The sequence below is a fragment of the Pseudomonas sp. PSB11 genome, assembly GCF_014596605.1.
Taxonomy (GTDB): Bacteria; Pseudomonadota; Gammaproteobacteria; order Pseudomonadales; family Pseudomonadaceae; genus Aquipseudomonas; species Aquipseudomonas umsongensis.
In genome coordinates this window covers 26880-52187 of the sequence record NZ_NOIO01000036.1, presented here as the reverse complement: position 1 = coordinate 52187, position 25308 = coordinate 26880, and the positions used below count along the sequence as shown (strand labels likewise).

Annotated in this window: 17 protein-coding genes, 4 tRNA genes and 1 riboswitch; of the genes, 4 read left to right on the top strand and 17 right to left on the bottom strand. The window is 58.9% G+C overall.

Annotated features, from left to right (window positions below):
- Positions 1 to 482: 482 nt before the first annotated feature.
- A tRNA-Arg gene (locus CGA21_RS27490) sits at positions 483 to 559 on the bottom strand.
- A 580-nt stretch (positions 560 to 1139) separates the two neighbouring features.
- Here CGA21_RS27490 and CGA21_RS27485 point away from each other — a divergent pair.
- Complete coding sequence (locus CGA21_RS27485; RefSeq protein ID WP_008066583.1) at positions 1140 to 1466, top strand: Arc family DNA-binding protein; 327 nt, start codon at positions 1140 to 1142, stop codon at positions 1464 to 1466.
- A gap of 100 nt (positions 1467 to 1566) precedes the next feature.
- Here CGA21_RS27485 and mgtE read toward each other — a convergent pair whose 3' ends face one another.
- Positions 1567 to 3009: a magnesium transporter gene (mgtE, locus tag CGA21_RS27480; protein WP_020800785.1), complete on the bottom strand. Its 1443-nt coding sequence runs from the start codon at positions 3007 to 3009 to the stop codon at positions 1567 to 1569.
- A gap of 321 nt (positions 3010 to 3330) precedes the next feature.
- Between mgtE and CGA21_RS27475 the strand changes: the two genes are divergently transcribed.
- Positions 3331 to 3846 carry a cell envelope protein SmpA gene (locus CGA21_RS27475; RefSeq protein WP_110755163.1) on the top strand — a complete coding sequence of 172 codons (516 nt, stop codon included), beginning with the start codon at positions 3331 to 3333 and terminating at the stop codon, positions 3844 to 3846.
- A gap of 20 nt (positions 3847 to 3866) precedes the next feature.
- Here the strand turns inward: CGA21_RS27475 and CGA21_RS27470 are convergent.
- The 7 genes from CGA21_RS27470 to ltaE form a co-directional block, all read right to left on the bottom strand.
- Positions 3867 to 3943 (bottom strand) — tRNA-Arg (locus CGA21_RS27470).
- Between the two features lie 71 nt (positions 3944 to 4014).
- Positions 4015 to 4091 (bottom strand) — tRNA-Arg (locus tag CGA21_RS27465).
- Positions 4092 to 4198: 107 nt separating this feature from the next.
- Positions 4199 to 4289: transfer RNA gene (locus tag CGA21_RS27460), tRNA-Ser, on the bottom strand.
- Between the two features lie 62 nt (positions 4290 to 4351).
- A complete protein-coding gene (gene csrA / locus CGA21_RS27455; RefSeq protein ID WP_002554426.1) occupies positions 4352 to 4540 on the bottom strand; it encodes a carbon storage regulator CsrA in 189 nt (62 codons plus the stop codon).
- Between the two features lie 188 nt (positions 4541 to 4728).
- Positions 4729 to 5970, bottom strand: a complete 1242-nt coding sequence (locus CGA21_RS27450; protein WP_110755162.1) for an aspartate kinase — start codon at positions 5968 to 5970, stop codon at positions 4729 to 4731.
- Between the two features lie 91 nt (positions 5971 to 6061).
- Positions 6062 to 8683, bottom strand: a complete 2622-nt coding sequence (gene alaS / locus CGA21_RS27445; RefSeq protein ID WP_188265474.1) for an alanine--tRNA ligase — start codon at positions 8681 to 8683, stop codon at positions 6062 to 6064.
- Between the two features lie 146 nt (positions 8684 to 8829).
- The gene (gene ltaE, locus CGA21_RS27440; protein WP_110755160.1) at positions 8830 to 9834 is read right to left on the bottom strand and encodes a low-specificity L-threonine aldolase; all 1005 of its coding nucleotides are present in this window, start codon (positions 9832 to 9834) and stop codon (positions 8830 to 8832) included.
- Positions 9835 to 10030: 196 nt separating this feature from the next.
- Positions 10031 to 10202, top strand: a riboswitch (FMN riboswitch).
- A gap of 98 nt (positions 10203 to 10300) precedes the next feature.
- On the opposite strand from ltaE, the gene CGA21_RS27435 reads away from it, so the two are divergent.
- Positions 10301 to 10813 (top strand): 6,7-dimethyl-8-ribityllumazine synthase, encoded by a 513-nt coding sequence (locus tag CGA21_RS27435; RefSeq protein WP_020800781.1) that lies wholly within the window; start codon positions 10301 to 10303, stop codon positions 10811 to 10813.
- A gap of 128 nt (positions 10814 to 10941) precedes the next feature.
- On the opposite strand, the gene astE is transcribed toward CGA21_RS27435, so the two are convergent.
- From astE to CGA21_RS27400, 7 genes are all read right to left on the bottom strand, one after another.
- The gene (astE, locus tag CGA21_RS27430; RefSeq protein WP_020800780.1) at positions 10942 to 11952 is read right to left on the bottom strand and encodes a succinylglutamate desuccinylase; all 1011 of its coding nucleotides are present in this window, start codon (positions 11950 to 11952) and stop codon (positions 10942 to 10944) included.
- Positions 11953 to 11964: 12 nt separating this feature from the next.
- Positions 11965 to 12255, bottom strand: coding sequence for a topoisomerase II (locus tag CGA21_RS27425; protein WP_188265473.1), 291 nt, complete (start codon positions 12253 to 12255; stop codon positions 11965 to 11967).
- Positions 12256 to 12317: 62 nt separating this feature from the next.
- Positions 12318 to 13664, bottom strand: coding sequence for an N-succinylarginine dihydrolase (gene astB, locus CGA21_RS27420; RefSeq protein ID WP_110755158.1), 1347 nt, complete (start codon positions 13662 to 13664; stop codon positions 12318 to 12320).
- 138 nt (positions 13665 to 13802) lie between these two features.
- Positions 13803 to 15272, bottom strand: a complete 1470-nt coding sequence (gene astD / locus CGA21_RS27415) for a succinylglutamate-semialdehyde dehydrogenase (RefSeq protein ID WP_188265476.1) — start codon at positions 15270 to 15272, stop codon at positions 13803 to 13805.
- A complete protein-coding gene (astA, locus tag CGA21_RS27410) occupies positions 15269 to 16294 on the bottom strand; it encodes an arginine N-succinyltransferase (RefSeq protein WP_020800777.1) in 1026 nt (341 codons plus the stop codon). Before astA ends, astD begins: the two co-directional genes overlap by 4 nt.
- 74 nt (positions 16295 to 16368) lie before the next feature.
- Positions 16369 to 17388: an arginine/ornithine succinyltransferase subunit alpha gene (gene aruF, locus CGA21_RS27405; protein ID WP_020800776.1), complete on the bottom strand. Its 1020-nt coding sequence runs from the start codon at positions 17386 to 17388 to the stop codon at positions 16369 to 16371.
- Positions 17389 to 17580: 192 nt separating this feature from the next.
- Positions 17581 to 18801 carry an aspartate aminotransferase family protein gene (locus CGA21_RS27400; RefSeq protein ID WP_020800774.1) on the bottom strand — a complete coding sequence of 407 codons (1221 nt, stop codon included), beginning with the start codon at positions 18799 to 18801 and terminating at the stop codon, positions 17581 to 17583.
- A 306-nt stretch (positions 18802 to 19107) separates the two neighbouring features.
- On the opposite strand from CGA21_RS27400, the gene CGA21_RS27395 reads away from it, so the two are divergent.
- Positions 19108 to 24138, top strand: a complete 5031-nt coding sequence (locus CGA21_RS27395) for a leucine-rich repeat domain-containing protein (protein WP_188265472.1) — start codon at positions 19108 to 19110, stop codon at positions 24136 to 24138.
- Between the two features lie 71 nt (positions 24139 to 24209).
- Here the strand turns inward: CGA21_RS27395 and argR are convergent, their stop codons facing one another.
- Positions 24210 to 25190, bottom strand: coding sequence for a transcriptional regulator ArgR (gene argR / locus CGA21_RS27390; RefSeq protein ID WP_033043292.1), 981 nt, complete (start codon positions 25188 to 25190; stop codon positions 24210 to 24212).
- Positions 25191 to 25308: the final 118 nt, after the last annotated feature.

Genomic DNA, 25308 nt, shown 5'->3' with positions numbered 1-25308 from the left:
TTTTCAGAAGTTTTCAAGGAAACCTTAACAACTTCAACCACTTGCGCTTCAGATCTCTCATCAGCGGGAGGCGAATTCTACAGCGTTACACGCTGCTGTCAACACCTCTTTTTCAACTCCTTGGCGCCTCGATAAACTGAAGCAACCTGCTGCCGAAAACTTCGTAACTCATTGTTTACCAAGGAGTTTTCCGTTTCGACCGCGTCGGAAGTGGGGCGAATTATAGGCTTCCAGAATCTGCCGTCAAGCATTGATTTGGTTTCCTGGCAAAAAGGTACTTGATACAGAAGTAGTCGCCCTTTCCTCTATATAGAAGAGCCCAAACCGGAAAGGATGGCCGGGTCCTGCCACATACATGAAAAAAGCCCTGCCAGATACGCGCCTGAGCAGGGCCTTTTTATGCCGGAAGCAGCCCATGTGCACCCGCCCGCACCCATAAAGGCCTGGAGCGAAATTCATGAACTGCTGAAGACTTGATTGAATGGTGTCCCAGGGCAGGTTCGAACTGCCAACCTTCCCCTTAGGAGGGGGATGCTCTATCCAATTGAGCTACTGAGACACAAGATGCCCGCGAAGAGACGCGTAGCGATAGACGGCGAGCATGTTAACGGGCGAACCTGCCTTTGTCATGTCATGCGTAGGCTTTTTAAGTGTAGGCAGATGTCACGCGAACGCTCGAAGGTTTGACGAGCGATCAGAAGCGAACCAGCGCCTGCGCCTCCAACGAAGCCCACCCCACGGAAAATCGACCTGCCACCCATCCCAAATGAGCCTCGTCATACGACAGACACTAGTAAATCGGCCATTTGCCACTATCCTGTACAGATAAGGAACAGTGATCGAATTCGCATGGGATGCCCCTCGGCTTTTTCAAGAGTTCTGCGGGCAAAGGACGCGGCCAGAGACACGGACCCGGTGCTGTTTTGAAAACCAGTCCGCATTTCTGACAATTGGTGCTGGCATAACGCCTTTAGTCAGCTCAATATTTGTCACAGAATTGACGCCAATGAACTGGCGAGTTTGAGGCATGATGCGTGCCTCTACCAATTCAGGTTGAACATTTGGCCAGAGCGCTTGTCCTATCTGACATCCTGCGGCCAATCCCGAGAACCGCTCCCCTGAACTAACCGGTTAAATATATGCGCCCATTGAAACAGGCAATTTATTCCAGCCGTACGGCTGACAAGTTCGTCGTACGTCTGCCAGACGGAATGCGTGAACGCATTGCCGAGGTGGCTCGCAATCATCATCGCAGCATGAACTCCGAGATCATTGCGCGTCTGGAGCAGAGTCTCATTCAGGAAGGCGCACTGGGCGAAGAGCTGAGCATGCGCCTGGACAGCCCGGAGCTGTCATTGCACGAGCGCGAACTGCTTCAGCGCTTCCGCCAACTCTCTCACCGCCAGCAAAATGCGCTTGTTTCACTGATCGCCCATGATGCCGAAATGACTGCAGACGCCTCCTGATTCATCCCCGCAAGTTCAAGCCAGCCTGATCGCTGGCTTTTTTTTGCCTGAAATTTGGCAAAAAAAAGCCCGCCGTAGGGCGGGCTTTGGAACAAGTACTTCAGAGCAGGAAAATCGTTGCCAACCCCAGGAAGATAAAGAAGCCACCACTATCGGTCATGGCGGTAATCATCACACTGGCCCCCATGGCAGGATCTCGCCCGAGTCGCGCCAGCGTCATCGGGATCAAGACCCCCATCAATGCAGCAAGCAACAGATTGAGGGTCATGGCAGCGGTCATCACCACCCCAAGCGACCAGCTGCCATACAACAGGTAGGCAACGACGCCAATGACCCCACCCCAGATCACGCCGTTGATCAAGGCAACCGCCAGCTCCTTGCGCATCAACCGCGACGTATTACCCGTACTCACCTGATCCAGCGCCATGGCGCGAACGATCATGGTGATGGTCTGGTTGCCGGAGTTACCTCCGATACCCGCAACGATCGGCATCAATGCAGCCAGCGCCACCAGCTTCTCAATGGAACCTTCGAACAAACCAATCACCCGGGAAGCAACAAATGCGGTGATCAGGTTTACTGCCAGCCAGGCCCAACGGTTGCGCAGGGACTTCCAGACCGACGCAAAAATATCCTCTTCTTCTCGCAGACCTGCCATGTTGAGAACTTCGTTTTCGCTCTCCTCACGAATCAGGTCGACCATTTCATCGATGGTCAGACGGCCGATCAGCTTGCCGTTCTTGTCGACGACGGGGGCCGAAATCAAGTCGTAACGCTCAAACGCCTGGGCAGCATCGTAGGCTTCTTCATCCGGATGGAAACTCACCGGATCGCTGGCCATGACCTCGGAAACCTGCTTATCCGGATCGTTGACCAGCAGGCGCTTGATCGGCAGCACGCCCTTGAGCACGCCGTCGTAGTCAACCACGAACAATTTGTCGGTATGACCTGGCAGCTCCTTGAGACGCCGCAGGTAGCGCAGGACCACTTCGAGACTGACATCCTCACGGATGGTGACCATCTCGAAGTCCATCAGCGCGCCGACCTGATCCTCATCATAGGACAACGCCGAGCGCACACGCTCGCGCTGCTGAGCATCGAGGGTCTCCATCAGCTCATGGACGACATCTCGTGGCAGCTCGGAAGCCAGGTCGGCCAGCTCGTCGGCATCCATGTCCTTGGCTGCAGCCAGGAGCTCGTGATCGTCCATGTCGGCGATCAGGGTTTCACGAACCGAATCGGATACTTCGAGCAGGATGTCGCCGTCGCGATCAGCCTTGACCAACTGCCAGAGCGTCAGGCGGTCATCCAGTGGCAGGGCTTCAAGAATATAGGCGACGTCGGCGGAGTGCAGGTCATCGAGCTTGCGTTGCAGCTCAACGAGATTTTGCCGATGAACCAGGTTTTCGACTCGATCCTGATTCGGACCTTCCTGGCGATGAGTCAGGTCTTCAACCACTCGCTGGCGCTGCAGCAGCTCAACAACTTGAGCCAGGCGGTCCTGCAAGCTTTCCTGCGTTTTCTTTACTTCTACTTCAGACATAGGCGAACTCCACTCCCAGCAGCGGGGTGCGCCGGAAGGATCAATCAGTCAATTCATGATTGGAAAATCGGGGTATTGAGTAACTACTGGGTAAGTCCATGGAGGTAATCCAAAAGCCCCGGCGGGGCTGACGGGCGCAATCATACACCGACTGACGGCTTAAAACGTTAAAAAATCGCGGCTGAAACAAGCGCTTGCGAAACAATCCTGAGTGCGCGCCTGATACATGAAAGTGCGACGACTCATCTCGAAAAAAAAACACACTGGCGATGAAACATGCAGGCGCTAGTCTTGATCGGTAGCCGTCACGGAGGACGCGCAATGCCATCGAGATTACCCCGCCTGGGGCTCGCCACCCTGCTCTACCTGCCGCTGGACGCACCCGGCGCAACGGTTAACCGCTGCGAAGCGCCTGACGGGCGCATCACCTTTACCACGACAAACTGCGCCATCGACGAAAGCCTTTCCTACCAGAGGGTGAGCCCCTACCGGCCCGGCACGATTATCCCACTTGCGCCGCAACAGCAGCGGCAAACATCGAACCTGAAAATCGATCACCGCGATCCATTGGTTGTCGGCCAGGCAGTAGACAAATGTGCAAACTTGATCAGCGCCAGCGAGCGCCGCGCAGCAATCATCAATCAGCGCGTGATCGCCGGCATGACCCAACAGGATGTTGAAAGCGCTCTGGGCAAGCCAGACAAGATCAGCATTCGAAACTCAAGCAGCCACTACCACTACCAGACCAAGCGAGGTCGAAGCGCCAGCATCGAGTTTGACGAAAGAGGATGTACGAAGGGAAAAGCCAAATCCCAGACGGCAAAAAGCCCGCTTTAAAGGCGGGCTTTTTGTTTGTATGGTGCACTCGACAGGATTCGAACCTGTGACCGCTCGGTTCGTAGCCGAGTACTCTATCCAGCTGAGCTACGAGTGCATTTGTGTTTTTAGACCAGATCACAACTGGTTGGAGCCAAGTTATTCACATCACTGCAAACAACTCTTAAATGGTGCACTCGACAGGATTCGAACCTGTGACCGCTCGGTTCGTAGCCGAGTACTCTATCCAGCTGAGCTACGAGTGCATTTGTTGCCGCGCATTATAGGCCGTCTAATCTCTATGTCAAGCACTTTTTCTAGTAATTTCAACAACTTACCGAAGAAGCCAGATTACAACGTACTACGCAAATAATGGCGGAGAACGGGGGATTCGAACCCCCGACACCCTTTTGAGGTGTACTCCCTTAGCAGGGGAGCGCCTTCGGCCACTCGGCCAGCTCTCCGCAACACGGGGCGTATCTTAACCAACCTTTTCCCCGTTTGCAAACATAAAAAACGATAAAAATTAATGGCTTGGTTCTTCGTCCTTCTCTTTCTTTATACGCAGGTAAATTTCCTCACGATGGACCGCAACCTCTTTCGGGGCGTTGACACCGATGCGCACTTGATTTCCTTTGACGCCGAGCACGGTCACGGTGATTTCGCCATCACCAATAATCAGGCTTTCTGCGCACCGACGAGTCAGAATCAGCATACCTTTCTCCTCACGCATTACATTTTCAGGGACAACAGTCTGCAAAAAAAAGGCACTCGACCTACAACCAAAGTGGTCGAAGGCCTACATGCCTGAGTATTGACCAGCGCGAGCAAAAGAACAGCCTTGGGGTCGCGCCTTGCAAAAAAACAAAGGGCGCGGTCAAACCGCGCCCTTTGGCAAACGCATCACTCGCCCTGGCGGACCGGTGCGTCCAGTTCGAAAGCCGTGTGCAAGGCGCGCACAGCCAGTTCCAGGTACTTCTCTTCGATCACCACGGAGACTTTGATCTCCGACGTCGAGATCATCTGGATGTTGATGGTTTCCTTGGCCAGCGCTTCGAACATGCGGCTTGCAACGCCTGCGTGGGAGCGCATGCCAACGCCGACGATCGACACCTTGGCGATCTTGGTGTCGCCGATGACTTCACGGGCACCCAGCTCGCCAGCGGTTTTCTCCAGCACGGTTTGCGCCGCCTGGTAGTCGTTGCGGTGCACGGTGAAGGTGAAGTCGGTGGTGTTATCGTGCGCGACGTTCTGCACGATCATGTCGACTTCAATGTTCGCGGCGCTGATAGGGCCGAGAATCTTGAAGGCAACGCCTGGGATGTCTGGCACGCCACGGATGGTCAGCTTGGCTTCATCGCGGTTGAAAGCGATACCGGAAATGATCGGCTGTTCCATGGTTTCCTCTTCATCAATAGTAATGAGGGTGCCCGGACCCTCCTTGAAGCTGTGCAATACGCGCAGCGGGACGTTGTACTTGCCGGCGAATTCCACCGCACGGATCTGCAGCACCTTGGAACCGAGGCTGGCCATTTCCAGCATCTCCTCGAAGGTGATCTTGTCCAGGCGCTGAGCCACGGACACCACGCGCGGGTCTGTGGTGTAGACGCCATCGACGTCGGTGTAGATCTGGCATTCGTCAGCCTTCAGGGCCGCTGCCAGGGCCACGCCGGTGGTGTCGGAACCACCACGACCGAGGGTGGTGATATTGCCGTGCTCGTCGACGCCCTGGAAACCGGCGACAACCACCACGCGACCGGCCTTAAGGTCACCACGAATCTTCTGGTCGTCAATCTGCAGGATACGCGCTTTATTGTGTGCGCTATCCGTCAGGATCCGTACCTGGTTGCCGGTGTAGGACACCGCCGGCACACCGCGCTTGATCAGCGCCATGGCCAACAGGGCAATCGTCACCTGCTCACCGGTGGAGACGATCACGTCCAGCTCGCGTGGAACCGGTTGATCGCCGCCACTGATTTGCTTGGCCAGATCGATCAGACGGTTGGTTTCGCCGCTCATTGCAGACAGCACAACCACCAGGTCATCGCCGGCATCGCGGAATTTCTTAACCTTGTCGGCAACCTGCTCGATTCTCTCGACGGTGCCGACCGAGGTGCCTCCAAATTTCTGTACGATCAAAGCCATTTCAAAGCCGCCTCTGCCCATGAAGGGCGCCCAAATAAACACTCAAACAGCGTTGCGGCCCGCCACTAGACTGCGGACCGCAGGCACTGCCTTATAAACCCTGCTCTACAAACGGTACGGTCAGCGCCAGTGCCGCATCCAGGGCGCCAGCGTCGGTACCGCCGCCTTGCGCCATGTCTGGACGACCACCGCCCTTCCCGCCCACTGCCGCAGCGGCCTGTTTCATCAAATCACCGGCTTTGAGTTGGCCAGTCAGGTCTTTGGTTACGCCTGCAACCAGAACGACCTTTTCCTCATGGACACTGCCGAGCAGGATCACTGCGCGGCCGAGTTTGTTTTTCAGTTGATCGACCAGCGCCAGCAGCGCCTTGCCATCTTGCCCGTCCAGACGCACGGCCAGCACTTTCACGCCCTTGACGTCCAAGGCTTGCGCCGACAGGTCGTCACCCGCCGCACTGGCGGCCTTGGCCTGCAACTGCTCGAGTTGCTTCTCCAGCAGACGGTTGCGCTCCAGCACAGCCGACAGTTTGTCGATCAGGTTATCGCGGCTGCCCTTGACCAGGCTGGCCGCTTCCTTGAGTTGCTCTTCCGCAGCGTTCAGGTAAGCCAGTGCTGCAGCGCCTGTCACTGCTTCGATACGGCGCACGCCAGCAGCCACACCGCCTTCGCTGATGATTTTCAGCAGGCCGATGTCGCCGGTACGGTTGGCGTGGATACCACCGCACAGCTCGACGGAGAAATTGCCCATGCTCAGCACGCGCACGTTGTCGCCGTATTTCTCGCCGAACAGCGCCATGGCGCCTTTCTGCTTGGCGGTTTCGATATCGGTTTCTTCGGTTTCAACTTCGGAGTTCTTGCGAATCTCGGCGTTGACGATGTCTTCCAGCGCTTTGAGCTGCTCAGGCTTGATGGCTTCGAAGTGGCTGAAGTCGAAGCGCAGGCGCTGACTGTCGACCAACGAGCCTTTCTGCTGAACATGATCACCCAGCACCTGACGCAATGCAGCGTGCAGCAAGTGAGTTGCCGAGTGGTTCAGCGAAGTGGCGTGACGCACTTCGGCATCGACATGAGCCTCGACCGGAGCACCGACGATCAGGCTACCCGAGTCCAGCACACCGTGGTGCAGGAACGCGCCGCCGGTCTTGGTGGTGTCGCGCACGTCGAAACGTGCAGCGCCCGCCTGGAGGAAGCCGCAATCACCGATCTGCCCGCCGGATTCGGCATAGAACGGCGTCTGGTTCAGAACCACCACGCCCTCGTCGCCTTCATTCAACACGTCGACCGATTGCCCGTCTTTATAGAGAGCAACGATTTTTGCCGAACCGCTGTGGGCGGTGTAGCCGGTGAACTCGGTGTCCACATCGACCTTGACCAGGCTGTTGTAGTCCATGCCGAAGGAGCTGGCCGAACGGGCACGGACGCGCTGGGCTTCCATCTCGCGCTCGAAGCCTGCTTCGTCGATGGTCAGGTTGCGCTCGCGAGCGATGTCGCCAGTCAGGTCCATCGGGAAACCGTAGGTGTCGTAGAGTTTGAACACTACGTCGCCTGGCACCACGTCGCCCTTCAATTCGGCCAGGTCCTGCTCGAGGATCTTCAGGCCCTGTTCCAGGGTCTTGGCGAATTGTTCTTCTTCGGCCTTGAGCACGCGCTCGATATGCGACTGCTGGGATTTCAATTCCGGGAAGGCTTCGCCCATCTCGGCGACCAGGGCCGCGACGATCTGGTAGAAGAAGCTGCCCTTGGCGCCCAGTTTGTTGCCGTGACGGCAAGCACGACGAATGATGCGCCGCAGCACATAACCGCGGCCTTCGTTGGACGGCAGCACGCCGTCGGCGATCAGGAAGCCGCAGGAACGAATGTGGTCAGCCACGACTTTCAGCGAAGCCTGGGCATCGTTGGTGCAACCGATGGCCTTGGCCGAAGCGCTCAACAGGCTCTGGAACAGGTCGATTTCATAGTTCGAGTGAACGTGCTGCAGCACGGCACTGATACGCTCCAGGCCCATGCCGGTGTCCACCGACGGCGCTGGCAGCGGGTGCAACACGCCATCGGCGGTGCGGTTGAACTGCATGAACACGTTGTTCCAGATTTCGATGTAGCGGTCGCCGTCTTCTTCCGGCGAGCCCGGTGGGCCACCCCAGATGTCGGCGCCGTGATCGTAGAAAATCTCGGTGCAAGGGCCGCACGGGCCGGTATCGCCCATGGTCCAGAAGTTGTCGGAGGCGTAAGGCGCGCCCTTGTTGTCGCCGATGCGAACCATGCGCTCGGCCGGAACCCCGATTTCCTTGGTCCAGATGTCATACGCCTCGTCATCGCTGGCGTAGACGGTGACCCAGAGCTTTTCCTTCGGCAGGTTCAGCCATTTGTCGGAGGTCAGGAAGTTCCAGGCGTAAGTGATGGCGTCACGCTTGAAGTAGTCACCGAAGCTGAAGTTACCCAGCATTTCGAAGAAGGTGTGGTGACGAGCGGTATAACCGACGTTTTCCAGGTCGTTGTGCTTGCCGCCGGCGCGCACGCATTTCTGGCTGCTGACGGCGCGGGTGTACGCGCGCTTTTCCTGGCCCAGGAAGCAGTCCTTGAACTGGTTCATCCCCGCGTTGGTGAACAGCAGGGTTGGGTCGTTGCCCGGAATCAAAGAGCTGGAGGCTACACGGGTGTGGCCTTGCTCTTCGAAGAAGCGAAGGAAGGCTTCACGGATTTCTGCGCTTTTCATTAGGTTCTTCCACGGAGGCTGCGGCCAAAGGCCTGTTCGAAACGTCAACAGACGAAGCGACGGCAAAGGGCCGCATTATATCGGCCCTGCGCGCGGGGTACAGCGTGTTTATACGATAGAAACGGTCAATTGGAGCGCTAACGCTATCACTTACTGGAAAAGTCGACGAATGTCGCGACGACCTGCTCGATTTGAGTAGCGCTGACATCCATGTGCGTGACCATGCGCAGACGAGCGGCAGCACTGAGCCTGATCCCGCGTTCGGCGGCGAATGACTTGAGTGCTTCGGCCCTGTCGCCCATGGCGACGTAAACCATGTTGGTCTGCACCGGCTCGACCTCAAAACCTGCTGCACGCAGGCCTTGTGCCAGCAATTGGGCGTTGGCGTGGTCGTCGGCCAGGCGCTGGACGTTGTGGTCCAGCGCGTACAGGCCCGCCGCTGCCAGGATCCCGGCCTGGCGCATGCCGCCACCGACCATCTTGCGCAGGCGCCGTGCCTTGTCGATCAGCGCTGCCGAACCGCACAACACCGAACCCACCGGTGCGCCCAGGCCTTTTGACAGGCACACCGAGACGGAATCGAAATGCCGGGTGATTTCCCGCGCATCGACACCCAGCTTGACCGCCGCGTTGTAGAGCCGCGCACCGTCCAGATGCAGTTGCAACCCGTGTTCGCCGGTAAAGTTGCGCGCCCGTGCCAGGTATTCGAGGGGCAGGACCTTGCCTTGCATGGTGTTTTCCAGCGCCAGCAAACGGGTGCGGGCAAAGTGGAAGTCGTCCGGCTTGATCGCCGCCGCGACCTGCGCAAGGTCCAGCGAGCCATCGGCCTGCACTTCCAGCGGTTGTGGCTGGATCGAGCCGAGTACCGCCGCCCCGCCACCTTCGTACTTATAAGTGTGAGCCTGCTGGCCGACGATGTATTCGTCACCGCGTTCGCAATGGGCCATCAAGCCCAGCAGGTTGCTCATGGTGCCCGTGGGGACGAACAGTGCCGCGGCAAAACCCAGGCGATTTGCCAGCTCGGCTTCCAGTCGATTGACCGTCGGATCCTCGCCATACACGTCGTCACCGGTGACGGCGGTGGCCATCGCGTCGAGCATGCCTGGGGTGGGTTGGGTGACGGTGTCGCTGCGAAGATCGATAACGCTCATGAATCTGGCCTCGGTTAGCAGGGGGAAATCCCTTTCAGACGGCAAGTTCTGCGGTCATGCCCTCGAATATTCAACCCTTGGGCGGCAAACGACTTGCTGGTTCGACGAAAAAGTCGATAGCAATCATCAAATAGCAGCCATGCACAGATGAGAAATATGTGATAAAAAAGCTGCGCCGCCAAACAATCTGGCGGCAAAACGTTCTCAGGGCGGGGTGCAACTCCCCACCGGCGGTAATTGCGTGCAACACGCATAGCCCGCGAGCGCTTGGTGACAGACACGGCCTTTGCCGTGCATGGCGACAAGGTCAGCAGACCCGGTGTGATTCCGGGGCCGACGGTCATAGTCCGGATGAAGAGAGAACGGGATTGGCGCCAAAGGGCCGTCCGCACTCATGCGAGTGTGCGTACCCTTAAATCCCATTCGATTCATAAGCCCTGTTTTTCACACAAACAGGAATCAGAACATGCAACCCACCGCAATCGACAGCAAAAGCAAACACCACCATGGCGAACGCGTTGCGTTCATCCAGGCCTGCTGGCACAAGGACATTGTCGACCAGAGCCGTAAAGGCTTCGTCGCTGAAATGATTGCCCAGGGTTATCAGGAGTCCGACATCGATTTCTTCGAAGTCGGCGGCGCCTTTGAAATGCCCCTGCACGCCAAGCTGCTGGCCAAGACCGGCCGTTATGCCGGCATCGTCGCGGCCGCCCTGGTGGTGGACGGCGGGATCTACCGTCACGAGTTCGTCGCCCAGTCGGTTGTCAGTGGCCTGATGCAGGTGCAACTGGAAACGGAAGTGCCTGTGTTCTCGGTATCGCTGACCCCGCACCACTTTCATGCGGGTGAAGAACTGCATCATAAGTTCTTCTTCGAGCATTTCGTGCATAAGGGTCAGGAAGCAGCGAAGACCTGCGCGGATACGCTGATGAAGATCCGTAGCCTGCGTCGCACTGAACCGCGCGCCGTAGCTGTCTAAACACTGAACCTTGTAGGAGCGAGCATGCTCGCGATGAAGCCTGGAACACCGCGGGGAGCCAGGCTTTGCGCGTTATCGTTGGCGACCATCGCGAGCATGCTCGCTCCTACAGAGGTTACATGCCGATGTCAGGCGAGGTTTTCGTCGGTGGTCGGCACGATCAGGATGCCGGCACGCAGGCCATTCTTCACCTTGGGGTTCGGGAAGATGATCCGGGCGCCCTCCTCCTCGATGATCCAGCGGGTATTGGCGATGTCTTCCGCCAGCAGGTAACCCACTTCCAACTCCGAAAAGTTCTCGATATCCACTGGCAGGTTCAGGCGGAAGTTGTCGCTGTGCTTGATAATTTCCCGTGCCACGCTGAACAGCTGCAAACCGTCCAACGCCTCTTCCGCCAACTCCGGCTCGGTGCCTTCGATGATCTGTTTGAGACGGTTTTCCAGCAAGGAAACGTTCACCCCGTCGTTCTGCCCGAACGGCCGCGCCTTGCCCAGCTCGAGGGTGAAGGACTCGGCTCCGAGCTTGTCGTAGGTATAGGAACTGAAGACGATGGACGGTTTGTTCTGCAACAGCACCGCCTCCATGCCGGCGGCGCGAAGCCGGGCCAGTTCCTGGCGTGAATGCTGGCGATCTTCCTTCCAGGGGTACAAGGCGAACTGTTCGATTTTCGAGCCGCGAATCGCCGTGTGCAAATCGTAGTGCAGTCGCTGACGATCCGGCAGGCTGAAGAAACTGGCCGCCAGACGCTCCAGCTCACAGGCGCGCAGCGCTTCGGAGCCACTGCTTTGTTCGTGACGGCCATTGAACAGCCGATTGACGTCCTGCTCGACGAAACGCTCGCCCTTGCGAATGGCTTCAGGATTACCGAACAGGAACAGAATGCGGGCGCGCGGCTTCAGGTCGCCGCGGGCGATGTCATGCAACAGGCGATCGAGCAGTTCGATCGGCGCTGTCTCGTTGCCGTGGATACCGGCCGATAAAAGCAGGTCCAGGCCATTATCACGGGCTTGCGGCGGTCGCACTTCCAGCGCACCTTCGCTCAACCAGCGCATGCGCACGCCTTCGACAGTCAGTTGAGTCTTCTCCGCCGGTTCGCGGCCGGCGAGGGTCAGTTCAAGCAGTTTGCCGAGGGCGAGCATAGAGCGGTTTCCTTAATGGTCGTGATTGCAATCCGGGCCGTGAACGTGTTCCTCGTCGTCGCCGAGGTCAGCCGGTTCCATTTCCAGTTGCAGACTTACCAGATTAGTCGCCAATGGGCGCAACAGCAGGTTGGCGTATTCGGCATCGCCTTCTTCGACGTCCACGCCGATCAGCAATTGGCCACGACCATCGTGCTGGATCCACAGCTCTTTGCCTTGCCACATGATCGCGACGCGGGTGCAGGACGTTTCCAGTTGCGTGCCGTCGGTGTCTTCAAGGATCAGCTGCAGTTTGTCGCTCATGTCTTTTACGCTCTCAGTGGAGATGAAGCGGCGCGCCGTCGTGCATGACAACGCACCGTCGATCAATTGATCTGGAATGGATAAACCGCGCCCAGTTTAAGGATTTGCGTCAGTTCATCCAGTGCCGTCCGGCACTCGAGCAGCAATTGCGGGTCCGCCAGATCGTTTTCGGTCATGCGGTCGCGGTAGTGCTTCTCGACCCATTCGGTCAGGGTGCCGTACAACGGTGCCGTCATGATAACCCCTGGGTTGACGGCCGCCAGCTCGGTTTCGTTGAGCGCAACACGCAACCTCAGGCAGGCAGGGCCTCCGCCGTTCTGCATGCTCTGCTTGAGATCGAAGACCTTCACTTCGCTGATCTGGCCGCCGGAGCTGGTCAGACCCTGCAGGTATTGCCATACGCGTTCGTTGCCACGGCATTCTTCCGGCACGATCAACAGCATGGAGCCGTCAGGACGCGACAGCAGTTGGCTATTGAACAGGTAGGACCGCACCGCGTCTTCGACGGTTACCGCGGAACGCGGAACACAGATCGATTGAAATTTCCCACCGACCTTGGCGAGTTTGCTCTGCAGTTCGGCGAGCATTTTCTCGGTCTCGAGGAAAGCGTCCTCGTGATAGAACAGCACTTCACCGTTACCGACCGCGATCACGTCATTGTGGAACACGCCCTGGTCGATCACCGACGGGTTCTGCTGCGCGTAGACCACGCCGTCATCGCTCAGGCCGTGCAGGCGAGCGACTGCCTGCGACGCTTCGAGAGTCTGGCGCGCCGGGTATTTCTGCGGTGCCGGGTAGCGGGTGTCGAAAGCACTGCGACCGAACACGAAGAATTCGACACCGGCTTCGCCGTATTCACGGCAGAAACGCGTGTGGTTGGCCGCGCCTTCGTCACCGAACTGCGCCACGGCCGGCAGCGCGGCGTGGTGGGCGAAGTGCTTCTGGTCGGCGAACATGGCACCCAACACGCGACTGGTGGTCGGGTGCTCGATGCTGCGATGGTACTTGCAGTTGAGGTTGGCGGCGGTGAAATGCACGCGGCCATCCGCGGTGTCGGCGCTCGGGCTCACTGTGGCAGCGTTGGCCACCCACATGCTCGATGCCGAGCAGCTGGCGACCAGCAATGGCATGGCTTCCTTGGCGGCGCGCTCGATGACTTGAGCGTCGGTGCCGCTGAAACCGAGGCGACGCAGGGCAGCCACGTCCGGGCGCTCCTGCGGGGCCAATACGCCTTGCTGGAAACCCATTTCCATCAGCGCTTTCATCTTCGCCAGGCCTTGCAGCGCGGCTTCCTTGGGGTTGGAAGACTGCTGGCTGTTGCTCTGGGACGCGACGTTACCGTAGGACAGGCCGCCGTAGTTATGGGTCGGCCCCACTAGACCGTCAAAATTGACTTCATAGGATTTCATCAGCGAGGCTCCACGAGAATCTGTTGTTATGGCTTCAAGTAACAAATCTTTTAGACCGAGTCGCGGCCTTCGCGAGCAGGCTCGCTCCCACATTGGAATGCATTTCCCTGTGGGAGCGAGCCTGCTCGCGAACGGCCGTCACACCATCTTCACGCCGGGCGTCAAAGCGGCGGGCAACACCAGGCTCGGGGTTTCCAGCGAGGCCACCGGGTATGCACAGTAATCCGCTGCGTAGTAGGCGCTGGCGCGGTGGTTGCCCGAGGCGCCGACGCCACCGAATGGCGCGCTGCTGGCCGCGCCGGTCAATTGCTTGTTCCAGTTGACGATACCGGCGCGGCTTTCCAGCCAGAACTGCTGGTAGCGCGCTTCGGAATCCGACAGCAGGCCGGCTGCCAGACCATATTCGGTGTCGTTGGCTTGCGCGATCGCCGCTTCAAAATCAGCGTAGCGGATCACTTGCAGCAACGGACCGAACAGCTCTTCGTCCGGGCGATCAGCTACCCCAGTGACGTCCAGAATGCCTGGGGTCAGCAAGGCGGCCTGCGCTTGCGGCTGAGTCATTTCCAGCAGCGCCACGGCGCCGTTGGCCAGCAAATGCTCCTGGGCATCCATCAACGCTTTAGCCGCGCCGAGGGAAATCACCGAGCCCATGAAAGGCGCCGGTTGCTGATCGAACGCGCCAACTTCAATCGTCGAGCTGACTGCCACCAGGCGCGCCAGCAATGTGTCGCCCCAGGCGCCCTGCGGTACCAGCAAGCGGCGGGCACAGGTGCAGCGCTGGCCGGCGGAGATGAACGCCGACTGGATAATGGTGTAGACAGCGGCATCGAGATCGGCGACCTGATCCACCACCAGCGGATTGTTACCCCCCATCTCCAGGGCAAGGATCTTGTCCGGACGACCGGCAAATTGCTGGTGCAGGTGATTGCCGGTACGGCTGGAACCCGTGAAGAACAGGCCGTCGATGCCCGGGTTCGCCGCCAGGGCAATACCGGTTTCGCGAGCGCCCTGCAGCAGGTTCAGCACGCCCGCCGGCAAACCGGCTTCGATCCAGCACTTGACCGTCAGTTCGGCGACTTTCGGCGTCAGCTCACTTGGCTTGAACAGCACACAGTTACCGGCCAGCAAGGCCGGCACGATGTGCCCGTTCGGCAAGTGCCCAGGGAAATTGTAGGGCCCGAACACCGCCACCACACCGTGCGGTTTGTGGCGCAGCACGGCGGTGGCGTCGCCCAGTGGGCCGCTCTTCTCGCCAGTACGCTCACGGTAGCTCTGCACCGAGATCGCAATCTTGTTGACCATGCTGGTGACTTCGGTGGCCGATTCCCACAAAGGTTTGCCGGTTTCTTCACCGATGGCATGCGCCAGTTCGTCCGCGTGATTTTTCAGCGCTGCGGCAAAGGCTTCCAATACCGAAATACGTTCTTGCAGGGTGCGACGGGCCCAGCCCGGGAACGCCTGACGCGCAGCCTGTACCGCCGATTCGACCTGATCCGCAGTGGCACCGTTGCCAGACCAAAGGACTTGCTGGGTCACCGGGTTCAGCGACTCAAAGGCTTCGCCCTGACCTGCCAGCCATTCACCTGCGATGTATAGCGATTTCATTATTTCGACTCCCGAGCAGCAGACAACGCCACGGCGCGCACTTGATCGCCTGCGTTGAGTTGAAGACGTTTGGCGGTCAGCGGATCGACCACTAGCGTGCCGGCGGCCAGACGTGCCGGAGCGGCAGTGATGCGGCAGTCTTCGCGCTTGCGGTTGTGAATGATGAACGGCGTGGCGTCGTCACCCGGCGTGCCGATAGCCAGCACCAGCGCCTGGCTGTCGCGCACGGCGCGGATCTTGCCGGTTTCGCACTCGATGGCCGGGCCCGCGTCGAAAATGTCGACGTAGCCCTGGTAGCTGAAACCTTCGCTCTTGAGCATGGCCAGCGCCGGTTCGGTGTCCGGGTGCACCTGGCCAATCACGTTGCGCGCATCGGGCGACAGGAAGCAGGTGTACAGCGGGAACTTCGGCATCAGCTCGGCAATAAAGGCCTTGTTGCCCACGCCGGTCAGATAGTCAGCCTGGCTGAATTCCATCTTGAAGAAGTGCCGCCCCAGGCTTTCCCAGAACGGTGAACGACCGGCTTCATCGGAAACCCCGCGCATCTCGGCAATAATCTTGTTGCCAAACAGTTGCGGGAACTCGGCGATGAACAGCATCCGCGCCTTGGACAGCATGCGGCCATTGAGGCCACTGCGGTAATCGGCATGCAGGAACAGCGAGCACAGCTCGGAATTGCCGGTCAGGTCGTTGGCCAGGAACAGCGTCGGGATTTCACGGTAGATGTTCAGCTCTTGCGAAGCACTGACCGTCAGGCCGACCCGGAAGTTGTACCAGGGCTCACGCAGGCCCACGGCGCCAGCGATGGCGGAAATGCCCACCACGCGGCCATTGTCGTCTTCGAGCACGAACAGGTAGTCCGCATCGGCTCGCCCGGCTTCGCCACGGAAGGTCTTCTCGGCCCAGCCGACCCGGTGGGCCAGACGCTCTTCGTTGGCCGGCAAGGTGGTCAGGCCGGTGCCGGTGCTGCGGGCCAGGTCGATCAGAGCGGGTAAATCGCTGCTGCGTACGGGACGAACGATCATGCTATCTCCTCAAACGGGCCGCTTGCGCCACCCGTGAAACTCGCTGCTTTTCAGGCATTTTTTTCAAGCAGGCGTTAAACCGCCACCAGGCGCACGCTCGCACCTTCACCGACACCCAGGGTCTCGGCCGCTTCCAGATCCAGGGTCACGGGCTTGCCCGGCGCGTAATCGAGCTCGAGCATGATTGCGCGGTAATCCTGTAACTGGGCATTGGCCACCAGGTATTGACGACCGGCACCCTTGACTGGCTCACCGATTTTCACCGGCACCACGCGGCTCTGGGCGATCGAACGGATCCCCGAAACACGCGCATGCAGGGTCGGGCCGCCATCGAAGATGTCGATGTAGTGATCGGTTTCGAAGCCTTCGCGCATCAAAATGTCGAAGGTGATCTGCGCCCGCGGGTGCACCTGGCCCATGGCTTCCTGAGCGGAGTCCGGCAGCAGCGGGACGTAGATCGGGTAGTGCGGCATCAGCTCGGCGAGGAAGGTCCGGCTCTTCAGACCGCACAGACGCTCGGCTTCGGCGTAGTTGAGATCGAAGAAGTTGCGGCCGATGGCATCCCAGAACGGCGAATCGCCATTTTCGTCGCTGTAGCCGACGATCTCGGTCACCACTGAATCGGCGAAGCGCTCCGGGTGGCTGGCCACGAACAGCAAGCGGCCACGTGAATTGAGCTCCGCCCACGGTGAACCCACCAGCTCACGTTGCACGTAGAAACTGGTCAACAGGCTATTGCCCGTGAGGTCGTGGCACTGCGAGAGCACGTGAATCTTGTTATGAATCTTCAGCTCGCGGGAGGCGTGCACGAAGGTTTCATTACGGAAACTGTAGAACGGCTCGGAATAACCCGCCGAGGCGACGATCGCCGAACAGCCCACCAACTTGCCGGTGGCCGTGTCTTCAAGTACGAAGAAATAGCTCTCTTCACCGTTGAAGCTGACTTCGGCAGCGAACGAGGCTTCGCTCGCGGCGATCTTGTCGCTCAGGCGTTCAACGTCATCCGGCAAGGAAGTGACACCAATCGGGCTGTCCGCAGCCAGACGCTGTACCTCGCCCAGATCAGCCATTTGCGCGGGGCGCATCACCAGCATGGTGTCACTCCTTTCTCATACTCTTGAGGAAAATAAGCCGGACCCTTGTGGGAGCGAGCCTGCTCGCGAAGGTATGTCAGCAACATCGATGTCGGCTGACACACCTTCGCGAGCAGGCTCGCTCCCACATAAAAAACGGGCCCGGCATAAAAATTGGGTTCGACGCCTGACTTGCAGGCGTCGAAGGATCTATCAGGCTTGCGTCAGTTTTGCCGCGGCACGTTCGAAACGGTCCAGACCTTCGTCGATGTCCGCGTCTTCGACCACCAGGCTTGGCGCGAAACGCACCACGTCCGGGCCGGCTTGCAGCACCATCAGGCCTTCTTTTTCAGCGGCGTTGAAGATGTCCTTGGCCTTGCCTTTCCAGGCATCGCTCAGTACGCAACCGATCAACAGGCCCAGGCCACGAACCTGGGTGAACAGACCGTACTTCTCGCCGATCTGCTCCAGGCGCGCCTTGAACTTGTCGTGCTTGGCGTTGACACCGGCCAGCACTTGGGGTGTGTTGATCACATCGATCACGGCTTCAGCGACTGCGCACGCCAGCGGGTTGCCGCCGTAGGTGGTGCCGTGGGTGCCGACGACCAGATGCTTGGCCAGGTCTTCGGTGGTCAGCATGGCCGCGATCGGGAAACCGCCGCCCAGGCTCTTGGCGCTGGTCAGAATGTCTGGAATCACGCCGTAATGCTGGTAGGCAAACAGATGACCGGTACGGCCCATGCCGGTTTGCACTTCGTCGAAGATCAACAGCGCGTTGTGCGCGGTGCAGAGTTCGCGGGCACCTTGCAGGTATTCGAGTTCCGCCGGGATCACGCCGCTCTCACCCTGGATCGGCTCCAGTACCACGGCGCAGGTCTTGTCGGAAATGGCAGCTTTCAGCGCGGCCAGGTCGTTGTACGGCACATGGGTGATACCGGTGATCTTCGGACCGAAGCCATCGGAGTACTTCGACTGGCCACCGACGTTCACGGTGAACAGGGTACGGCCGTGGAAGCTGTTGAGCGCGGCAATGATCTCGTACTTCTCGCTGCCGAAGCGGTCGAAACCGACACGACGGGCCAGCTTGAAGGCCGCTTCGTTGGCTTCGGCGCCAGAGTTGCAGAAGAAAGCACGCTCGGCAAAGGTGGCATCGACCAGCTTATGGGCCAGGCGCAGGGCCGGCTCATTGGTGAACACGTTGGACACGTGCCACAGCTTGTTGGCCTGCTCGGTCAAGGCACCGACCAGCGCCGGATGTGCGTGGCCCAATACGTTGACGGCGATCCCGCCGGCGAAGTCGACCAGTTCGCGACCGGACTGGTCCCAAACGCGGGAACCGGCGCCACGCACGGGAATGAAGGCGGCTGGCGCATAGTTGGGAACCATTACCTGGTCGAAATCGGCGCGTTCTACCGCAGCGTGCTCAACGGACATCGGAGTCTCCTGAAGAGAAAACACTCGCCTGAAACTGGCGAGCTTGGTGAGGATTGTAAGGACAGTTTTCAGCCCGGCCTTGCCGCCAAGCGACAACTTCTTATAGCGCCAAACCCGGTTTTGCCCGGGTTTATGGCAATGCGACAAATAGCGTCGCAAAGGCGCAGTTTAAACTGCTGGAGGGGTTAGAGGCAGCGTCGTCGGGATTTCAATTCAGACACTTGCGCCCCCCTTAATTATGTACCGCATCCTGAGGGAGGCTTTCTGTTTTGCTCGGCGCTCTCTTAACGCTAAAGGATTGGCAGGATGCACCCAACCGACGAACAACCCGTGACCGTTCCGGTTCAAGCGATACTTGCGCAACACCCGGACACCCACTATCTACCTCTTGGCGCCGCCATACCGCATTGGTTGGGCCAGGCTTCGTCCGCCAAGCGCCAGGCGTTGAAAAACACCCGACCTCGGCTCCCCGAACGACTCAAGGCAGCGCCAGCCAGGGATCACGAAACACTCAAGGCGCTCAACGCGGCCCACTGGACGGCGCAAAATGAAGTCGATCGAATGCTGGAACACTTGCGAGACGCGAGCGCCTTTGCCGAGCCCTTGCTCAAAGCGGCGCTGAAATCACGATTCGGCCTCGATCTGGACGTCAGGAAAACCTTCTTGCGCCTGTACATCCCCGCGACGATCCCGTGGTTCCCGATCAGGACCGGCGCGGCCCGCACCTGGACCATTTCGCTGCTGGACGCGGCCTTGCACAACTTTGAAGACAGGGAAACCGAAGACGGCGCCTATGAGCCTGACTCGACTTTCATAACCGAGCCCTCTGCGTCCGGACAATTCGATACCCTGCCCGATATCAAGCGCACCCTCTCCATCGCGGCGTTCACCAGTTTGTGCCGGGAGCTGGATATCGGCAGCCAATACACCACCCACCTCAAGGATGCCCTGGGCCTGTCCAACCCTGAGGTCGCGGCCACCCTGCAACCCAAAGTGGCGATCAGTCAAAAAGCGGCGCTCAAAGCGGCGCTGCAATTTGCCCGGATGAACGGAGACATCCAGGCGGATTACTTTCACCTGATTCAGGGCTTGCTCGATGGCCTGCAAGGCATGCGACTGGATGGACTGGCCTTGCGGTGTCACGACTTGACGATGATGTCCAGCAAACTCACCGGCATCGTGATTTTCGCCCCGGACCTTGAACAGGATCGAAAAGTGGTGCGGGTAGTGGCTTATGTCCCGGAAGACCCGGAGCACCCGATCAAGGAGTACAGCTCGCTCGCCGAAATGATCAAGGAACTGACCCGGCAGTTGCGCTCAAGCGATTACCAGCGCTTTTTCAGTCGGTTCGTGGCCCATGAGCAAAGAGGTTACTTCTTCGGCGACCTGAGTCATCGCCTGGCCAAAGTGACATGGCATCAACCCGTCAAAGGCAGCTCCCTGCCCACCTGGCGGGAGACGCCCATCGACGATCCCAATCTGCAATTCGCTGCCACCCCGTTGGACGACAATTTGTGGCAACACCTCTATCGGGAAAAACTGAACAAGATCCTCAATGACGCACGGGTCATTGCCGTTTCAACCGCCACCGCCGACCAGAACGCCCGCTGGGCATTGTGGGACTCCTTCTCAAAGGTGGCTTCCAGGATCCTTGAAATGGCAGCGTTCATTGTTGCGCCGCTCATCCCTTACCTGGGGGAGCTGATGATGGCCTATATGGCCTATCAACTGCTCGACGAAGCGTTCGAAGGCATCATCGATTGGGCACAGGATCGGACCACCGAAGCGTTCGAGCACCTCATGGGCGTGGCCGAATCGCTGGTCCAGCTGGGTGCCTTTGCAATTGGGGGCACCATCGTCGCTGGTGAGTACCGTGCCGTGCTTCCCGGCGAAATCGTGAAATTCATCGACCAGTTCAAACCGGTCAAGGCCCGCAACGGTAAAACCCTTTACTGGAAACCGGATCTGAGCCCCTACGAACAAAAAATGACTCTGGCGCAAGATTCCAGGCCCAACGACCTTGGCCTGCACCGGCACGAGGGTAAAAACATAGTGCCCATCGAGGGTGCGCACTACGCCGTGAGCGAGCACCCTGACAGCGGCCGGTACCACATCGAGCATCCGAGCCGACCCGACGCCTACAAGCCAATCGTGCGGCACAACGGTGATGGTGCGTGGTACACGGAACTGGAGCAACCACTGGAGTGGGACACAGCCACTGCATTGCGCCGTATCGGCCACCCTGTCGAATCGTTTTCTCCTGCCCGGCGCGCGCAGATCCTCAAGGTCAGCGGTTACTCGGAAAACGCCCTGCGCAAAATGCACGTCAACCAGGAGCCGTTACCGCCACTGCTGGCCGACACGATCGAGCGCTTCAAAATAGATGAGCAGTTGCAACTCTTTGCTGATCAGATCGCCAGCGACCTGCCTGAACAATACCTCGACGCCGATCCAAAATTTCAGCTGCAGACGCTTGAGGATGCCGGTTTATGGCCCGACAGCCAACGACTGTGCCTGCTCGATGAACAAGGACAGATCGCCTGGGCGTCTTCAACCAACGAGAACCTGCCCCTGACAGTGATTCGCCAAGGCAGGCTGAGCGACGGCGATGTGCTCAAGACACTCCTTCAAACTCTTGATGACACTGAAGTGAGAACGCTGCTGGGCCAAGAATTCAGCGGCCCGATCGTCACCCTCGAGACCCGCACCACCGCCCTGAGGACGAAATTGGCGCAGATTGCCAAGGAGCAAAGAGCGTCGCGCTTTGACGCCCTCTACAGTTCTCGCGGGCAAAACGAAGATCCACTGCTACAAACCATTGTCCAGGCTGAACCAGAGCTGCCTTCAAGCGTCGCGCGCGAACTGCTGAACGTTGCCACCGGCTCGGAACTGCAACACATCGGCCAGGGACAATTGCCTGAGCGACTGGTGACACTGGCCAACGCGGCCAAGCAGGAAGTGCGTGTCACTCACGCCTATGGAGGACTGGAACTGGCGTCCGTTGAAAGTCCGGATACCGACGTACTCGCCTTGCACACCCTGGAAACCCTGCCCGGCTGGTCCGCCGACGTGCGCATCGAGGTGCGCAATGACTCCTTCGCCGCAGAACTGCAGGACAGTATCGGCCGCGAGGATGCAGCCATACGCAAAGTCCTGGTCCGCCTGGAAAATGGTAGGTACCAGGCTTACGACAGCGAGGGACAGCAGCTCCATGGAGCGGCGGACTTCTACACCAGCATCCTGCAGGCATTGCCAGACGCCGAGCGCATCGCACTGGACACGCACATCGGCCAAGGGGAGAAGCTCAAACAGATGGTTCGCGACAAGCCTCTAGAGAGAAACGAGCTTCGCACGGCGCTGTCGCTCCAGCCCATCCATGAACCGGTCATCGACACACTGCGCCTGCTGGGCATGCAAGGGTATCCGCGCATGATGGGTGAGACTCCACGCACACTGGAAGAAAGGGTACGGGAGGTTTACCCCAGCCTTTCTGGCGAAGAGATCCAGTCCATGGTTCAGACGCTGCAAAGCCATCCTGCTGGCCCGCGCGCAGAACTCTCACGCTTGCGTAACGAATACTTTGAGTTGGTGAATGATCTGCATATCTGGGCAAACGATCCGCCGCGCTTGCACCCGCAAACCGGCGCCAGGCTCAGCGCGCAGGAGTCGACAGCCGCCAGACGAAATCGAAGACTGTTCAGGGAAGAAATACTGCGCTGCTGGCGCAGGGAAAGTGATCATTTTGATGATTCGGGCGCCAGCAGCGGCTATATCTTGCGCTTCTCCAACCCGATTCTCGGCGAGCTCCCCGCCCTGAGCGCCGACTTCAGCCATGTCACCGCCTTGTCGCTCAACAACAGCACCCATGCCAGCGGCGTTGATTCCTTTCTTGAGGGTTTCGCACAACTGCGTCGCCTGGAAATGCGTGACTTCGCCCTGGAAAACCTGCCGCAGGCCATCAGTGCCCTGGCAGATCTCGAAGAACTGGTGTTGAGTGACTGCAACCTGGTACTCAATCCGCAAAGCCAGGCCACGATTTCCTCGCTGAACAAGCTCTTGACCCTGGACCTGTACAACAACCCCCTGGGCCTGATCCCCGACCTGACAAACCTGGCGCAACTGACTTACCTCGACCTCTCCAATACGCATATTTCCAGGCTGCCCGCCGGACTCGAGAATCATCCGGCAATCAAAACGGCCATCCTCAGTGACAATCAGATCACCGAACTGCCGGCCTCCCTCTTCGAGATGCACGACAACATCGGCGAAGAATTCGATTTCGGCAATAACCCACTGTCCCCGGCTACCCGAGAACGCGTGAAGGCCTACTTCAACCAGACCGGGTATGACCTGGGGGTGTATGCCGAACAGGCTGATCTGGATCGCGCAAAAGCGCTCTATCCTGCGCTGGACGATGAAGAAGCGAGTGAATTCATCTATCGCTTGCCCGGCACGCTGGAGCAAGGACGAACCGTACTGTCACGCAAGGAGGCCGAACTCAGCGCCTTGATCAGCGACCTTGGCGTATGGATGACCGATATTCCCCAAGACCACCCCATCACCGGCAACCCACTCAATGCCGAGCAACTGCTTCAGGAGCAATACAAAAGAAGGGAATTTACGCAGAGCCTGGAACGGTGCTGGCGCCAGATACCGACAGAAAGCGTGACCATGAGCGAGTACGGGTTCGCGTCGACCTTGCCGATCATGGGAGAGTTACCGGTGCTGACAGCCGACTTCAGCCACGTGTCCGAAATGTTACTGACGAGTGCTGGCGAGATTGCCCCGAGGGCAAGCCGGTTCCTGGAGTACTTCCCGAATCTGGAAAGCCTTACCGTTCGCAACTATCAACTGGAAAACATCCCCGAAGCCATCTTCAGGATGGCAAGGTTGACGGCATTGAGCCTGCCTGAATGCCGTATCACCCTGACCCAGCAGACCCTGGATGGATTGGCAGGCATTGAGCACCTTGACCATCTGAATCTCAGGAACAATCCCCTTGGTCCAAGCCCTGACCTCAGCAATATGAGGGGTATTTCCACCCTGAACCTGAGTCATACCGGCATCACTGAACTGCCGGCAGGTTTGCTCAACATTGATACCTTGACCGACGTCGACCTGAGCCATAACGCAATCACCGAAATGCCAGCCGAGCTCATGGAAGTCCATCCGGATCGCAGTGACGGTTTTGATTTCAGTGGCAATCCATTCTCTGAAGAAAGCCTGCAACGCATTGCCGCTTACTTTCGCAAGACGGGCAACGATCTGAATATTGACGGGATAGCCAACAGGCCCGCGGCGCCGGATGAGGCTCCGGATATCGACATGGAAGACTGAGCGCCGCTCAGGTGCCAAGGGCGCGGGTGAGTCATCACTGCCCTTGGCCTGCGCCGAATAGCCCGACCTGCCTAGCCTCGCTCCGAAGGCACCGAGGACAATTCGAACGGGCTGCTGCTGCGCCGCTGGTTGCGATCTTCCCGCGGCGTGGCGCCGAAGAAATTGCGGTAGGCGCTGGAGAAATGCGGGCCCGAAGAGAAACCACAGGACAGGCCGATCTGGATGATCGACTTGCTGGTTTGCATCAACATCTGCCGCGCCTTGTTCAGGCGCAGCTCCAGGTAGTACTGGCTCGGCACGCGATTGAGGTATTGCTTGAAGATCCGTTCCAGTTGTCGACGGGACACGCACACATGCTGGGCGATTTCGTCTGTGGTCAGCGGCTCTTCGATGTTCGCTTCCATCAGCAGCACCGCCTGGGTGAGCTTTGGATGGCTGGAACCCAGACGGTTCTGCAATGGGATGCGTTGGCGCTCACCGCCCTCGCGAATACGCTCGACCACCAATTCTTCCGACACTGCGCCGGCCAGTTCGGCGCCGTGATCGCGAGCCAGTACCGCCAACAGCAGGTCGAGCACCGACATGCCGCCACAGGCGGTCAGGCGATCACGATCCCAATCAAACAGATGACTGGTGGCGATGACTTTCGGAAAACGTTCGGCGAAATCGTCCTGCCAGCGCCAGTGCACCGCGGCGCGGTAGCCGTCGAGCAAGCCCAGTTGCGCCAACGGATAAACACCGGCCGACAGCCCGCCGATCACACAACCGGCACGCACCAACTGCTTGAGCGCACTGCTCAGGGCCGGCGCGAGACTGGTCGGTGGCTCATCGGCGAGCAGGAACAGTTTCTGGAAGTTTTCGAGCTTGCCGGCCCAGGGTTCACCGGGCAATTGCCACTGACCTTCGCCCTGCGGTTCGGCTTGCAGGAACGACAGCTCATAAACCACGTCGGGATGCACACGCTGGGCAACCCGCAAGGCCTCCTCAGCCAGCGCCAGCGTCAGTGCTTTTGTGCTGGGCCATATCAGGAAACCTATTCGATGGGCAGTCATGGGCGAGCGATCCGAAGCGAAGAACAGTGATGAAGGCATGGGCCAATGCTAGCCCGTAAATGAACACAAATCTCAAAACCGACGGGTATCAATTGTAGGAGCCGGCTTGCTGGCGATG